Below are 14,783 nucleotides of genomic sequence, written 5' to 3'. Positions count from 1 at the left end.
TCAACTCCTATCTAATGGATTACATCATAATTTATTCAAGCTTAAATAGGTAGGTGTCTAACTTCTTTTGCACAAATTTGAGATTTTTTTCCTCTTTATATTTACAAATGGAAATATTACACATATACTTAAAACAAATATATTTGAAAGTGGGTGACGTGCAATGTTAGATGAAACAATGAAAGCAATCAGTCAGTTGAATATTGTTAGTTGCACAGCCCAATGTCTACCTCGTTAGGGTTCCTTTGTACATTTATTCCAATAGTGAATAAACCATGGGCTGTGTGTGCCTATGGTTTTTTATTATGTAAAAATAATGATTCGCTGGAGGAATATAAATGAATTTAGTAGCAATGGGATTAACTGAAACGGTAAAACAACATTTTGATCATTTAAATACAAATGAAGAAATAATTCTAGGTCGTGTCGCACTTGAACATAAACATATGTATCGGGTCTGGACAGAGCAGGGGGAATTATTGTGTGAGGTATCCGGGAGATTTAGTTTTAATGCCCTCAACCGAGAGGACTTCCCAGCTGTTGGTGATTGGGTTGCACTAAAGCCGAGGTGCAACGAAGGTAAAGGAACGATTTTAGCCATCATGCCGCGGAATAGTAAGTTCTCAAGAAAGTCAGCAGGCTTAACATCAGAAGAGCAAATAGTGGCCACCAACGTCGACACAGTGTTTCTGGTCAATTCATTAAATGATGATTTGAATTTAAGGAGAATTGAACGCTATCTATTGCTTGCATGGGAAAGTGGGGCAAATCCTGTAATTGTTTTGAGTAAAGCAGACCTTTGTCAGGATCTTGATCGTAAGTTAGCTGAGGTTGAAGCAGTAAGTATGGGAGTTCCTGTGCTTGCTGTGAGTGCAGAAACGGAGAGTGGTTTAGAGAAATTAGAACCATTCTTGCAGCTGGGAAAAACAATTGCTTTGCTTGGATCCTCAGGTGTAGGAAAATCAACATTAACGAATCGCCTATTAGGTGAGGAAAAACAAGTGGTTCAGGATATCCGCTCGGCAGATGATAAAGGACGTCATACTACGACGCAACGTGAACTAATCCCTCTTCCCATGGCTGTGTCTTGATTGATACGCCAGGAATGAGGGAATTGCAGCTTTGGGAAAGCACGGACGGTTTATCGGAAACCTTTTCAGACATAGAAGAACTAGCCACCTCGTGCCGCTACCGGGATTGTCATCATATGAATGAGCCTGGCTGTGCGGTGGTGAGGGCGATTGAAGAAGGATTGGTAGCAGCTGAACGGTTAACAAGCTACAATAAACTGCAAAAAGAATTAGCATTTATTGAACGAAAGGCGGATAAACGGGCCCAAGCTGAAGTTAAAAAGCAATGGAAAAGTTTGAACAAACAAATGAAACAGCAACGAAAAAGCTATTAAAGGAAAGCTGAACAAGTTAGTCGAAATCGACCATGACTTGCTCAGTTTTTTTATGGTCCTTGAAATTGTATTTTTACTAAATCTTTCTGTATACTTTTAATCAAGAAAATATAGTTAAAGGGGTGGGACCTTGGAAAAGTCATTTCAAGTTGCAACATTTGCTGGCGGTTGTTTTTGGTGTATGGTGAAACCATTTGATGAACAGCCAGGAATTAAAAGTGTTATTTCTGGCTACACAGGGGGAACGGTTGAAAACCCGACATACCAACAAGTATGCTCAGATACAACCGGCCACTTTGAAGCAGTCCAGATTACGTATGATCCAGAGATATTTCCCTATCAGAAATTACTGGAGTTATTTTGGCAGCAAATCGACCCGACCGACCCAGGCGGGCAATTCTATGATCGTGGGCAGTCTTATCAAACGGCGATTTTCTACCATGATGAGAACCAAAAAGAACTTGCTGAACAGTCCAAACAAGCATTACAAGAAAGCGGTCGTTTTAGTAAGCCGATTGTTACACCAATTTTGCCTGCAAAGACCTTCTATCCAGCTGAAGACTATCATCAGCTGTATTATAAGAAAAATCGGGCCCATTATGAGTCCTATCATGTAGGATCGGGACGTGCAGGCTTTATTCAAAGTCATTGGGGGGAGAAATATGAAAAGTAAAGACCAATTGAAAAAGGAATTAACTCCAATTCAATATGAAGTTACGCAAAACAATGGCACCGAACCACCATTCCGAAATGAATATTGGAACGAAACGCGAGAGGGCATCTATGTGGATCTTGTTTCGGGGAAACCGTTATTTAGTTCATTGGATAAATTCGATGCTGGCTGTGGGTGGCCGAGCTTTACAAAACCGATTCAAGATGAAGAAGTGATTGAAAAAGCTGACTTTAGTCATTTTATGACACGGACCGAAGTAAGAAGTAAAGAAGCCGATTCCCATTTAGGACATGTATTTAACGACGGACCAGCGCCAACTGGGTTGAGGTATTGTATTAATTCTGCCGCTTTGCGGTTTATTCCAAGTGATAAACTCGAAGAGGAAGGGTACGGAGAGTTCGCAAAGCTATTCGAATCAAAATAAAAAGCCGCGCTATGCGGCTTTTTTCAATTTTACTGGCTGATGACCTATTTTGACTTTTGTTTAGAAGTCGATGTCATCCCGCCTGAAAGAATGAATTTCATCGCATCCTCGGGCTTAACGTCAATAATTTCGACTTGTTCCTTGGGAATTAAAAACGTGAACCCGGCTACTTGAAAGGTTTGTGGAATATAAACGGCCACATGGTCTTTTAAAGGAGAATAAAAGTCCTCTAATTGTTCAGAAGTAATAAAACCGAGACTGCGCATTTCGGTTCCTGGAATCACAACTAAGGCCACTTTAGAAAAAGATTTTTTCTCACCAAGAAAGGATTGCACGGTGTCCTTAATAACGGAATAGATTGTTTTGACAACTGGAATTTTATCGAGAAGCCTATCAATTAACCTGATGATCTTTCCTGAGATATATTTTGTGGATAGCCAGCCCAATATTGTAATTAAAATAAGGGTCGACAGTAAGCCAATGCCTGGGATGTAATCCTCTTTTAAATACGGCCTCAGTGTATTTCCCAATAAACCGTCTAAAAATAGAAAGGTTTTGTAAATGACATAGACCACGAGGATAATAGGGACAATCGTTAAAATACCGTTAATAAAGTTTTTCACTATCGATTTCATCGTTTCACCTACAATTTTTATCATTGTCTAACATAATATAGGCGAATGCACATGCAGGTCAAGTACCTACTACATATTGTATCAGTGTTAAGAAACAATTTTGCGAGGAGTGAATGTGCATGTTTTACGGACATGGTGGTTTTGGTGGTTGTGGTTGTGGATACCCTGCATATCCTGTAGGAGGCTGCGGAATCGGCGGTGGGTTTGCGTTAATTGTCGTTCTCTTTATCCTATTGATCATTATCGGAGCAAGCTGGGGCTGTTAATAGTGAACTAAAGGCTGACTCAAAACGAGTCAGCCATTTTCAATTCTTTGCAATTTTTTATATTATCCAATCGTTACTTTTTCCTTCGGATATTTGATCTTTTCCTTACTTCCTTTGCCTCTTAAAATAAGTAAACAAGTAACAATTCCGACTCTCCCAATAAACATAAGGATAATAATTAGAATTTGGCCAAATGTAGACAAACGAGGTGTTAACCCTAGCGATAACCCATTCGTCCCGAAAGCAGATGAAACCTCGAAGATAACCTCAAGAACAGTGCCGTTTTCAGTAATCGATAATACTAAAATAGAAAATAAACATAATAGCGCACCTGTCGTGATGACAATAAAGGATTTCAGAACATCCTCACTTAACAATTCACGTCTAAAGATCTTGATTGAACTTTTTCCTTGAGCATAAAATACAATGGCTAAAATGATAATAGCAAACGTAGTCGTTCGGATTCCGCCGCTTGCACTACTAGGAGAGCCTCCAATAAACATTAAAATGGACAAGAACAGTTGGTTGCTCGGTGTTAAGTCATTAATATTCATGGTTGCTAAGCCCGCACTTTTGGTAGTCACCGAATTAAATAACGAGTAGAAAAAGGATTGATGCCAACTTTTATCTGTAAAAAAGTGTTGACTATCAAAAATATATATAACTATAGCTCCAATTACGGTAAGAAGGACAAATGTTATGGTTGTTAACTTTGTATATAAAGTAAAATGAAATTTCTTCCTCCTATTAAGGTTTATTAAGAATTCATAAACCTCTACCATCACTGGAAAGCCAATCGCTCCCACAATCATCAATACAATAATAACCGACTGTACATAATAATCCCCGCTAAATGGACTGAGTGACTCATCTGTCAAATCAAATCCCGCATTGGTCGTGGCGCTGATGGATGCGAAAAATCCATGTTTAAATGCAGATAATATTCCGTTGTAATAATTCAAAAAACGAATCCCTAAAATGATTCCACCCACAAATTCAAACGAGATAAAAATAATTAATATTCGTTTTGCCAATTGGACCAGTCCAGAGAGTTTCGATTGATTTTGATCAATCATAATCAATTGACGTTCTTTTAAACCTACCTTTTTGCCAAGCATAATCCAAAGGAATGTACTTAAAGACATGACCCCTAATCCACCCAATTGGAGAATTAAGCATAGGAGGAAAATTCCAAAGTTGCTAAAAGTATCTTTAATGGAAATCACACTTAACCCGGTAACACTTATAGCACTAGCCGAGGTAAACATGGCATCAATAAAGCTGAGTTTAACATCCTCGCGATGGGCCATCGGGATTTTTAATAATAGTGTTGAAATGACTAAAGCAGATAAATAAAAAATAACGATTAATTGTACCGTTGAAATCTCTTTTGTTTTTAACTTTATTTTTTTGATTGCGCTCATCGGATTCATTCCTTCTGTATTCTAAAAGTAATTCTATATGAATCAATATGAAATGTAAAAGAATCCTTTTATTTAACAGACTTGGTTTCTGCTTTTCTTTGTAAATAACACGAAAGAAACATATCAACCATTCATACAATTTCTATAAGGACGGCTTAACTTATAAAGGAAGTGAATCCCTTTGGATCGAACTTTTCTCATAAAACCAATGCTCGATGACAAATATCCCGTCATTGACTATGGCCAAGGAATTTATTTATTTGATACAGATGGAAAAAAGTACTTAGACGCTGCTTCCGGTGCCGTAACAGCTAATATTGGTCATGGTGTTCCAGAAATCATCGAAGCAATGAATGAACAAGCGAAAAAGGTTTCATTTGTGTATCGTTCCCAATTTACAAGTAAGACAGCTGAAAATTTAGCTGAAAAGATGGCAGATATGCTTCCTGGTGATTTGAATTGGTGCTTCTTTGTGAACAGTGGTTCTGAGGCTACTGAAACGGCGATGAAAATGGCGATTCAGTATTGGCAGGAAAAGGGGGTGCAAACGAAATCAAAGGTGCTTTCAAGATGGGTGAGCTACCACGGGATAACCCTTGGAGCACTATCCATGTCAGGGCATACAGGAAGGAGAGCAAGATTTGTTCCACTTTTAGAGGATTTCCCAGTTATTCATCCCCCTTATTGCTACCGTTGCCCATTTAACCTCGATCCAACAAATTGTAATTACCTATGTGCCCATGAGCTAGAAACGGCGATTAAGCGAATCGGCGCTGATCAAATTGCGGCTTTTATCGCTGAACCAGTGATTGGTGCTGCAGGAGGAGCCATATCCCCACCCCCTGGCTATTACAAAATTTTAAAGCAAATTTGTGAGGAGAATGACATCCTTTTTATTGCAGATGAAGTCATGACAGGGTGTGGCAGAACAGGTACCATGCTGGCATGTGAACAATGGGGAATCGTCCCTGATATTGTCGCCTTAGGAAAAGGGATGGGTGCGGGGTATGCGCCGATTGCCGCCGCTATTGCTAGTGACAAAGTTATCGGACCGATATTGGCTGGTACAAAAGCCGTAATGAGTGGTCATACCTTGAGTGCAAATCCGCAGGCATGTGCGGCTGCTTTTGCGGTCCTTCAATATTTAGAGGAAAACAATATCATTCAGGAGGTTGAAAATAAGGGGAATTATTTAAGGGGCCAACTTGAAAATTTAAAGCAACACTACTCATTTATTGGTGATGTCCGCGGCAAAGGATTATTGCTAGGAATCGAGTTTGTTCAGAATTCTGCAACCAAAACCCCATTCCCTAGAAGCGCGCATGTAACACAAAGAATGGTTGAAGTGGCCAAGGAAAAAGGGCTGATTGTCTATCCAGCTGGTGCAGGAATGGATGGAATAAATGGTGACTCAATCATTATTTCTCCACCATTAACCATCACACAAAAAGAGATGGATGATCTGGTCAAATTACTAAAAGAAACATTTAGGGACTTCTTAAAGTCAACAGAATGAATGAAGAAAGGGGGGAAACTGGAATGGAAAATCCATTTGGAAAGGTAACTTCATTAAAGGCAGTCATGGAATATTTCCATGATGGAATGACATTAATGTTTGGCGGGTTTGGAGGGGTCGGCTCACCTCCTGACATAATTGATGGCATTCTTGAAAAAGGAGTTCGTGATCTTACATTAATAGGGAACGATACAGGATTCCCGCATATTGGCATTGGAAAATTAGTGAGCCAACAAAGAGCATCGAAAGTTATCGCATCTCATATCGGTTCCAATCCGTTTGCAGGACAGTTGATGCATGATGGAAAACTAGAGGTGGAATTTTCTCCACAGGGAATATTAGCTGAAAGAATCCGTGCCGGTGGTGTCGGACTGCCTGCGATTCTTTCTGATATCGGTTTGGACAATGAATTGGTTGTGAAAGACAAACCCTATATTTCTTTAGCAGATAGGAGGTATTTGCTTGAAACGGCCCTAACTGCAGAGGTGTCCATTGTTTATGCGAAAAAAGCCGACGAGTATGGGAATCTAATTTATGACAAAAGTGCCCGCAATACTAATCCACTCGTTGCCATGGCAGGGGATATCACAATTGCGGAAGTAGAAGAAATTGTTCCTTTAGGCACTCTTTCCCCCGACGCCATTATTACCCCTGGAGTGTTCGTGGATTATGTGATTTTGTCGAAGGGGGTCAATTGGAAATGGGCATGGGAGTAGATGTTCGAAATCAAATGGCGAAAAGAGCCGCAGAGGAAATTCATACCGGTATGGTTGTCAACTTAGGAATTGGTATTCCATCGCTTGTTCCGAATCATCTTTCAAGTGAGACAAAAGTGATGTTCCATGCGGAAAACGGTATTACCGGGATGGGTCCTAGCCCAAGTAAGGGTAAAGAAGATGAAAACTTATGTAATGCAGGAGGATTTCCAGTTACTTTGACTAAGGGCGGGTCTTATTGTGACAGTGCGATTTCGTTCGGTATGATTCGCCGGGGCAGAGTGGATTTAACCATTTTAGGATCGCTGCAGGTAAGTAATAGAGGAGACCTTGCTAATTGGATTGTCCCCGGGAAAAAAGTTCCAGGAATGGGCGGAGCCATGGAACTTGCGCAAAAAGCGAAAAAAGTCATTGTGGTTATGAATCACTGTGACAAACAAGGGAATCCCAAAATTGTTTCTTCTTGCACATTACCGTTAACTTCATCCGCCTGTGTGGACTTAATTATAACTGAATTAGCTGTTTTCAGGGTAACGGAAGAGGGTTTGCTATTAACAGAATTATTTGCCCCATACAGTTTAGAAACGGTTGTCACTAAAACTGGATGCGAATTCAAAATACGGGAAACTGTTCGTATGATTCCATATTAAGCAGAAGCGTTCTGAAGGAGTGAATCGTTTGAACAATAATGAAATGCGAATCAAACAGTGGATTAAAGAGAATCGAGCTCGTGGAGCGCGATTGCTACAAATAATGGTGCGAGAAAATAGCACTCGGGGAAACGAAAGTAGTACACAAGCAATTATCATTGAAAAATGCAGACAGTTAGGCTTAACCCTTGATATTTGGGAAATCGGCGGTAATGTGTTGACATCCCACCCAGCTTATTGCTGTGATCGAAAGAGTTTCGAAGGAAATCCAAATCTGGTGGCAGTGTTAAAAGGGACTGGCGGCGGGAAGTCGATGATTTTAAATGGCCATATTGATGTGGTCCCAGTTGGGGATGAATCAAGTTGGAACCATGACCCGTTCAGTGGGATAATTGAGTGTGGCAAGCTGTATGGCAGAGGCGCGACAGATATGAAGGGCGGCAACGCAGCGTTATTAATGGCGATGGAGTCAATAATTGCGAATGGAATTAAACTGAAAGGTGATGTAATTTTTCAAAGTGTGATAGAAGAAGAAAGCGGCGGAGCTGGTACCCTTGCAGCTGTATTAAGAGGGTATCATGCGGATGGGGCCATAATTCCTGAACCGACCAATTTGAGAATATTCCCGAAACAACAGGGATCCATGTGGTTTAGAATATCTGTCAAAGGAAGGGCAGCACACGGGGGTACGAGGTACAAAGGAATCAGCGCGATTGAAAAAGCGCTCTTAGTCATTCAAAGATTACAACAATTAGAGAAAGATAGAAATGCAAGAATGACCGATCCACTCTTTGACAAAATCCCCATTCCAATACCCATTAATATCGGAAAGCTTTCAAGTGGCGAATGGCCTTCTTCGGTGCCTGACACCGCAGTGATCGAAGGCAGGATGGGCGTATCTCCGGAGGAAACGATTCAATCTGCACAGCTGGAGATGGAAAAGTGCTTGAGTGAATTAGGTAAACATGACGAGTGGCTGCTTGAGAATCCACTGAAATTAGAATGGTTTGGCGGAAGATGGCTGCCGGGAAGTCTCGAAAATGATCATCCTTTGATGGCAGAATTGACAAAGAGTTTTATTGAAGTTAAGGGGGATAGCCCGATCATCGAGGCAAGCCCATGGGGAACAGATGGAGGTATTCTTTCCACGATTGGTAATACTCCCGTTGTGGTATTCGGACCAGGAATAACAGAAACCGCGCACGATGCCAATGAGCACATTATCCTCGAAGATATGTTTATTGCTAGTGAGATTATCGCGTTAACCCTTTTAAAATGGTGTGAGGCAGCTGAATAAGAAGCAGATTTTTTCCTATTTTATTCCCATAAAATTGATATAATTGAGATAGAAATGTCTGGCTTTTTTAGGGCCAGACATTTCTTCAGAATGCTGGAAAAATAATCGAAATGAGGTGAACTCGATGAATCAAACAGCATCCACTATTTTTCTAGAAGAGGACCATTATTTCCTTGAGATTTATCTTGACCCATTTAATAAACGTATCCGTGTAGATGATTACCGCGGCAATACAAAATTGTTGATAGAGAAGGTCGAAGAACTCGTTCTCAAACACAAAGCTGAAAAATTAATTGTTAAAGTCCGTCGTGAGGATTACTTCACTTTCTTGGAAAAAGGTCTTCAGCCAGAAGCCGTGGTAGACCGTTATTTTCTTGGCTCGGATGCCCATTTTTTCTCAAAGTTTTACACCCTGGACCGTAAAAAAAATGATCATTGGGTGATTGAGGATGGGATGATTCATAGTATTTATCAATTAGACTCCACCGTTCAAAAGGCATTTCCTCCGAAAGATTATGAATTAAGAAGGGCTGATGATAGTTGCGCCGAGGAACTTGCAGCACTATACAGTCAGGTTTTTCAAATTTATCCAACTCCATTACATGATCCCGAATATATTAAAAAGACAATGAAGGAAGGAACGATTTATTACACTTTCTTCCATTTAGGAAAAATTGTTAGTGCAGCTTCTGCAGAGGTTAATTCTCTTTATAAAAACGCAGAATTAACGGATTGTGCTACATTGACGGAACATCGAAAATACGGGTTGATGAAAATTATTCTCCAGGAACTAGAAGGAGAATTGCAGAAAAATGGAATTTATTGTGCTTATTCCATTGCCAGGTCATTATCCTTTGGGATGAATGCTGTCTTATTTCAGCTAGGCTATTCCTACCGGGGAAGGTTTATGAACAATTGTTATATCTATGATAAGTTGGAAAATATGAATATGTGGGTAAAAAATCTGGCAAACTGCTAAAATTTCGGCTTGCTGTGCCAATTTTTCGGCACCATAAAGTAGAAAATGAAGGGTGGTGAAGGTATGGTTTTATTAACCACTTTAACGCAAGAAGTTTTAACCGCGATTCTAAAATGTATCGATGAAGGGATTCATGTAGTTAATACAGAGGGGAAAACCATTTTTTACAATGAAGTTGCGGCCACTCATGATGGCATGGATGTGAAGGAGGTCCAGGGAAAGTATTTACTTGATGCATTTCCTTCTCTAACTGAAGATTCGAGTACCTTGCTAAAAGTAATTAAAACGGGAAAGCCCATTTATAATCAAACACAGGTCTATATGAACTTGCATGGGACAAGGATTGATACCATGAACACCACCTTGCCGATCTTTCTCGGAAATGAAATTATTGGTGCGGTTGAAATCGCGAAAGATTATTCGCGGATGAAACTGCTCGCGGAGCGACTATTAGATTTACAAAAAGGATTAAATAAAAGTAGTAGAAAGAAGGCGTTGAAACAAGTTACTTATACTTTAAATGATCTATTGACGGTAAATCCAGGGTTTCAAAGGATGAAAGATGGGGCAAAGAAACTGGCAAAATCAGATGCTCCTATTCTTGTCTATGGTGAGTCGGGTACAGGGAAAGAATTATTTGTGCAAGGCATGCATCATGAATCCCATCGGTCCAATGCCCCGTTTATTGCCCAAAACTGTGCTGCCATCCCTGAAACACTATTAGAAAGTATCCTTTTTGGCACAGCAAAAGGAAGTTATACCGGTGCCATAGATCGCAAAGGACTATTTGAACTGGCAGATGGTGGTACGTTATTCCTGGATGAACTACATACGATGCCGATCGAGATCCAGGCGAAGCTCTTACGGGTTTTAGAGGATGGGATGGTAAGAAGGGTCGGAAGTTCACAAAGTATTTTGGTGAATGTCCGTGTGATTGCCGCCATGAATGTATCCCCAAGTAAGGCCCTCCAAGAGCAAACACTAAGAGCTGACCTTTATTACCGCCTAAATGTCTTTACCTTTTCTCTTCCCCCTTTAAGGGAGCGAAAAGAAGATATTCTTTTTTTAACAGCCTATTTTATTAATGAATTTAACCAAAAACTCCACAAAAATATTAATGGATATGAGAAGAAGCTAGGGCTCTTCCTGACGAATTATCACTGGCCAGGGAATGTACGGGAATTAAAACACACAATTGAATATATGATGAATGTTTGTGAAGCAGGAGAGCAGTTGCGTTATGAAGATTTACCGAGTTTATTAAAACATCTTACTGGCACAGCCACAAATGACAGCGGTGAACAAGAAAATCTATCATTAAGGAAAAATCTCGAAAGATTAGAGAGGGATTTGATCATGAACGCCCTTGAATTATCTGAAGGAAATATTAATCAGGCTGCAAAGCTGTTAGAGATTCCTAGACAAACCTTACAATATAAATTGAAAAAAATAATAGACTAAGCCGCCGATTTTTCGGCGTATTTTTTTTGGCCAAAAACAACTAAAGTGAGTTCTACGCCTTTTTATGACATTGGTATAAATCTTGCATATTATTTTAGTGAAGCAAGATGGGAGGAACTGACAATGAAACAATTTTTATATAAACCAAGCAGGCATTGGAAAGATATAGAGTTGTGGAAAGATGTGACCGAGGAGCAGTGGAACGATTGGCTTTGGCAGTTAACAAATACGATTCGAACGTTAGATGATTTGAAAAAGGTAATCAATTTAACGCCTGATGAAGAAGAAGGCGTAAGAATTTCAACGAAAACCATTCCCTTAAATATTACACCATATTATGCCTCCTTAATGAATCCAGACGATCCGCGCTGTCCAATCAGGATGCAATCAGTCCCGATTTCAAAGGAAATTTACAAAACGAAATATGACTTGGAAGACCCATTATATGAGGATGAAGATTCACCAGTCTCAGGATTAACACACCGTTATCCGGACCGGGTTCTTTTCTTGGTAACCAATCAATGTTCGATGTATTGCCGTTACTGTACAAGGAGACGTTTTTCAGGTCAAATTGGCATGGGTGTTCCTAAGAAGCAGCTTGATGCGGCCATTTCCTATATTAGAAAAACCCCGCAAGTTCGTGACGTTTTGATTTCAGGGGGGGATGGCCTGCTGATAAATGATAATATCTTGGAGTACATCCTTAAAAACCTGCGAGAAATCGATCATATTGAAATAATCCGAATAGGAACACGAGCCCCTGTTGTGTTCCCACAGAGAATTACCGAAAACCTTTGTAATATTTTAAAGAAATATCATCCAATTTGGCTCAATACCCATTTTAATACTTCGATTGAAATTACAGAGGATTCTAAAAGAGCTTGTGAAATGCTGGCAAATGCCGGAGTTCCGGTTGGGAATCAGTCTGTTATCCTAGCAGGAATAAATGACAGTGTACCTATTATGAAGAAACTGATGCATGACCTTGTCAAAATCCGCGTCCGCCCGTATTACATTTATCAATGTGATTTATCAGAGGGGATAGGACATTTCCGTGCACCTGTCTCCAAAGGACTGGAGATTATTGAAGGTCTCCGCGGCCATACTTCTGGCTATGCAGTTCCAACTTTTGTTGTCGACGCACCTGGCGGCGGAGGTAAAATTGCCCTTCAGCCAAATTACCTAATCTCTCAAAGTCCGGAAAAGGTGATTCTCCGGAATTTTGAAGGGGTGATAACCTCCTACCCTGAACCGGAGAATTATGTCCCGGGAAGGGCGGAAGAATATTTTCAAGAGGTTTATCCGGATATGGAAGAGAAGCGTTCGCTTACAGGAATCGCAGGGATTATGAATGACCAGCATTTTAACCTTGTTCCTGAAGGGTTAACACGGCTAAATCGACGCAAAGATTATAACCAAGACCCTGCCCACACCACATTAAAGGATAAACGCAGCAAACGGGATGAATTAAAGGATAAGAAATTTAAGGCATTGACGCAGAAAGAAATGGAAGGTCAGAAACCAGCCAATAAAGGAAAATCACCTGAAACAATGAAGGATTAGGAGGGGTGTAAATGAAAATTGAATGTGAGTGGTGTAATAGCTCAAATGTGGTGAGGTTAACAGATTCTGTGTTTTGGGAATTACCTGATGGGACACGGGCAATTGAAATATCAGAAACCCCTACCCATTCCTGCCCTGACTGTAAGATGGTTTATCAAAGTGAACCAATCGTAAAAGAAATTGAAAATCAGTTGTATTTAATTGATTGTAAGCAGCTTGGAAAAGTGGTCAGCTTTGAAGAATTAATGGCGATTCCGAGATTACTAAAGAAAAATTATTTTGATTTTTCATCATAACGAAGCATCTCCACTCGCTGATTACTTTTAAACTATTTCGTTCCAAAACGCTGGACGCCTATCATTGAATCCGTTATAGTATTTCTAAGAAATCTGGATGAGAAAGGCGTTTCGAAATGATCAAATCCTTTTACCATTTTTTAATGAAATATAGGCATCCAGCACCAAAGGATGACATTAGTTTATTTGCGAATCATGCGTATTTAGATCATAGTTTTCCTAAAATATCAGAGGACTACGATGAAATCAGCTCTTATTTGGAGCTGAACGGTCATTATTTAGAATCCATGACTGTTTTTGATGAGGCATGGCAGCAATATTTGTTAACTGAACGAAAAGAATAGGAAATTAGAATCGTCTCTTGATGGGGCGATTTTTTCATTTTACAAATGCCATGCGCTTTTATGTAAACGGTGCATATACTATTGTAATCAAAACTCACGACTTATTATTGAGAGGATGGGAGGAAATGGCAAATAGAAAAAAACCGAAGTTTAAGATCGGTGATACGGTCGTGATTACCATATATGGAACAGTTGGCAAAGTGACAGATGTTAAGTGGCTAGATGGGAAGTATGTATATGAAGTAAATAAAAGTGACGGATTATTCATTGAATCCGCCTTACAGTTACTTTCAGAATTTGAGGGCGTTGTGATGGAGAAAGAACAAATTGACATCGAATATAATTTTTTCTTCGGTGATCTAGTTCAAGTAAGCGGTTATGGCGCAGACTTGTTTAAAGTCGTAGGCTTCCGAACAGAAATTTGGCGCTATAAGGAAGATGCCTGGGAAGATGTCATTTATGAGTTATCACGGGTTAGTGATGGTGAATGGCTAGAAGCAGGTGAAGAAGAATTAACACTTGTAGCCGATGCTGAAAATGCTGATACATTCATTCAAAAACTAGGTCTCCTATACTTAGTGAATAAGCAAGAAAAGGTAGTCGAAAATCCTAAAGTCCAGAACATGATCAGAAAAGCAGAATTTGACGAAATTGAAAGAAAAAAAGAAAAGAAGGAACTAATTGACAATTTATTGGACATATTTAATGATTACCGAATTTTATATGAAATGTTTCAGGATCAGGAATATTATCAAGTCATGCGTGTGATTATCAGAAAATTAGAAAGTCTCGTCAGTAACGATGGCAAAAGCCATGTATAATTACCACTTTGAAATTTCAAAAAGTAAATAAACAACAAACGGGATACCTGCCCATTTAATGAAGGAAAACATTCCATCTAAAAACTTTTCAATTAATTGGATAGTGAAACTATTCTCCCGATTCACATCATTAATCCATGCCTCTAATTTTAATTGTAAATTTGACATTCAAATCCACCCCTTGGAAAAATTCTTTTCATTCATCCTATGCTTGTCCAATCCAAAAAAGACATCATCCCCTGCTTAATTTTCCAAGTTTATTTTAGAAATTTGTTTTTAACCAATGGATATTCCGTTTACTCCTTAAAGTAAC

At 39.6% G+C, this 14,783-nt stretch carries 16 protein-coding genes and 1 pseudogene; 14 read left to right on the top strand and 3 right to left on the bottom strand.

The window, feature by feature from the left end; genetic code table 11:
• The first annotated feature begins 338 nt into the window (after nt 1-338).
• From rsgA to msrB, 3 genes and pseudogenes are all read left to right on the top strand, one after another.
• Nucleotides 339-1,405: pseudogene (gene rsgA, locus ACE198_RS05945) on the top strand (ribosome small subunit-dependent GTPase A).
• 181 nt (nt 1,406-1,586) lie between these two features.
• The gene (gene msrA / locus ACE198_RS05940) at nt 1,587-2,078 is read left to right on the top strand and encodes a peptide-methionine (S)-S-oxide reductase MsrA (protein ID WP_373561656.1); all 492 of its coding nucleotides are present in this window, start codon (nt 1,587-1,589) and stop codon (nt 2,076-2,078) included.
• Nucleotides 2,068-2,502 carry a peptide-methionine (R)-S-oxide reductase MsrB gene (gene msrB / locus ACE198_RS05935; protein WP_098571968.1) on the top strand — a complete coding sequence of 145 codons (435 nt, stop codon included), beginning with the start codon at nt 2,068-2,070 and terminating at the stop codon, nt 2,500-2,502. The genes msrA and msrB overlap by 11 nt, the downstream gene beginning before the upstream one ends.
• A gap of 44 nt (nt 2,503-2,546) precedes the next feature.
• On the opposite strand, the gene ACE198_RS05930 is transcribed toward msrB, so the two are convergent.
• Nucleotides 2,547-3,137 (bottom strand): DUF502 domain-containing protein, encoded by a 591-nt coding sequence (locus ACE198_RS05930; protein WP_098571969.1) that lies wholly within the window; start codon nt 3,135-3,137, stop codon nt 2,547-2,549.
• A 191-nt stretch (nt 3,138-3,328) separates the two neighbouring features.
• On the opposite strand from ACE198_RS05930, the gene ACE198_RS05925 reads away from it, so the two are divergent.
• Nucleotides 3,329-3,403: a YjcZ family sporulation protein gene (locus ACE198_RS05925; RefSeq protein ID WP_142332963.1), complete on the top strand. Its 75-nt coding sequence runs from the start codon at nt 3,329-3,331 to the stop codon at nt 3,401-3,403.
• 62 nt (nt 3,404-3,465) lie between these two features.
• Here ACE198_RS05925 and ACE198_RS05920 read toward each other — a convergent pair whose 3' ends face one another.
• Nucleotides 3,466-4,818, bottom strand: coding sequence for a TrkH family potassium uptake protein (locus ACE198_RS05920; RefSeq protein ID WP_483870207.1), 1,353 nt, complete (start codon nt 4,816-4,818; stop codon nt 3,466-3,468).
• Nucleotides 4,819-5,008: 190 nt separating this feature from the next.
• Here ACE198_RS05920 and ACE198_RS05915 point away from each other — a divergent pair, with 190 nt between their 5' ends.
• From ACE198_RS05915 to ACE198_RS05870, 10 genes are all read left to right on the top strand, one after another.
• Nucleotides 5,009-6,343, top strand: a complete 1,335-nt coding sequence (locus ACE198_RS05915) for an aspartate aminotransferase family protein (protein WP_375374975.1) — start codon at nt 5,009-5,011, stop codon at nt 6,341-6,343.
• A gap of 23 nt (nt 6,344-6,366) precedes the next feature.
• Nucleotides 6,367-7,059, top strand: a complete 693-nt coding sequence (locus ACE198_RS05910) for a CoA transferase subunit A (RefSeq protein WP_375374974.1) — start codon at nt 6,367-6,369, stop codon at nt 7,057-7,059.
• Nucleotides 7,044-7,709: a 3-oxoacid CoA-transferase subunit B gene (locus ACE198_RS05905; RefSeq protein ID WP_098571974.1), complete on the top strand. Its 666-nt coding sequence runs from the start codon at nt 7,044-7,046 to the stop codon at nt 7,707-7,709. Before ACE198_RS05910 ends, ACE198_RS05905 begins: the two co-directional genes overlap by 16 nt.
• A 43-nt stretch (nt 7,710-7,752) precedes the next feature.
• Nucleotides 7,753-9,006 (top strand): peptidase, encoded by a 1,254-nt coding sequence (locus ACE198_RS05900; protein ID WP_375375058.1) that lies wholly within the window; start codon nt 7,753-7,755, stop codon nt 9,004-9,006.
• A gap of 124 nt (nt 9,007-9,130) precedes the next feature.
• Nucleotides 9,131-9,985, top strand: coding sequence for a putative beta-lysine N-acetyltransferase (gene ablB / locus ACE198_RS05895; protein WP_375374973.1), 855 nt, complete (start codon nt 9,131-9,133; stop codon nt 9,983-9,985).
• A 63-nt stretch (nt 9,986-10,048) separates the two neighbouring features.
• Complete coding sequence (locus tag ACE198_RS05890; protein ID WP_375374972.1) at nt 10,049-11,446, top strand: sigma-54 interaction domain-containing protein; 1,398 nt, start codon at nt 10,049-10,051, stop codon at nt 11,444-11,446.
• A gap of 123 nt (nt 11,447-11,569) precedes the next feature.
• Nucleotides 11,570-13,009, top strand: coding sequence for a lysine 2,3-aminomutase (gene kamA, locus ACE198_RS05885; RefSeq protein WP_375374971.1), 1,440 nt, complete (start codon nt 11,570-11,572; stop codon nt 13,007-13,009).
• An 11-nt stretch (nt 13,010-13,020) separates the two neighbouring features.
• Complete coding sequence (locus ACE198_RS05880) at nt 13,021-13,305, top strand: YokU family protein (RefSeq protein WP_098571978.1); 285 nt, start codon at nt 13,021-13,023, stop codon at nt 13,303-13,305.
• Nucleotides 13,306-13,424: 119 nt separating this feature from the next.
• Nucleotides 13,425-13,649, top strand: coding sequence for a YozE family protein (locus ACE198_RS05875; protein ID WP_375375057.1), 225 nt, complete (start codon nt 13,425-13,427; stop codon nt 13,647-13,649).
• Nucleotides 13,650-13,774: 125 nt separating this feature from the next.
• On the top strand, nt 13,775-14,470 hold the full coding sequence (locus tag ACE198_RS05870; RefSeq protein WP_375374970.1) for a hypothetical protein: 696 nt from the start codon (nt 13,775-13,777) through the stop codon (nt 14,468-14,470).
• On the opposite strand, the gene ACE198_RS05865 is transcribed toward ACE198_RS05870, so the two are convergent.
• Complete coding sequence (locus ACE198_RS05865) at nt 14,471-14,638, bottom strand: hypothetical protein (protein WP_375374969.1); 168 nt, start codon at nt 14,636-14,638, stop codon at nt 14,471-14,473.
• Nucleotides 14,639-14,783: the final 145 nt, after the last annotated feature.

It is taken from the genome of Neobacillus sp. KR4-4 (assembly GCF_042136325.1).
Taxonomy (GTDB): domain Bacteria; phylum Bacillota; class Bacilli; order Bacillales; family Cytobacillaceae; genus Neobacillus.
The sequence above is the reverse complement of the archived record's forward strand: the minus strand, read 5'-3'. Positions and strand labels throughout refer to the sequence as shown.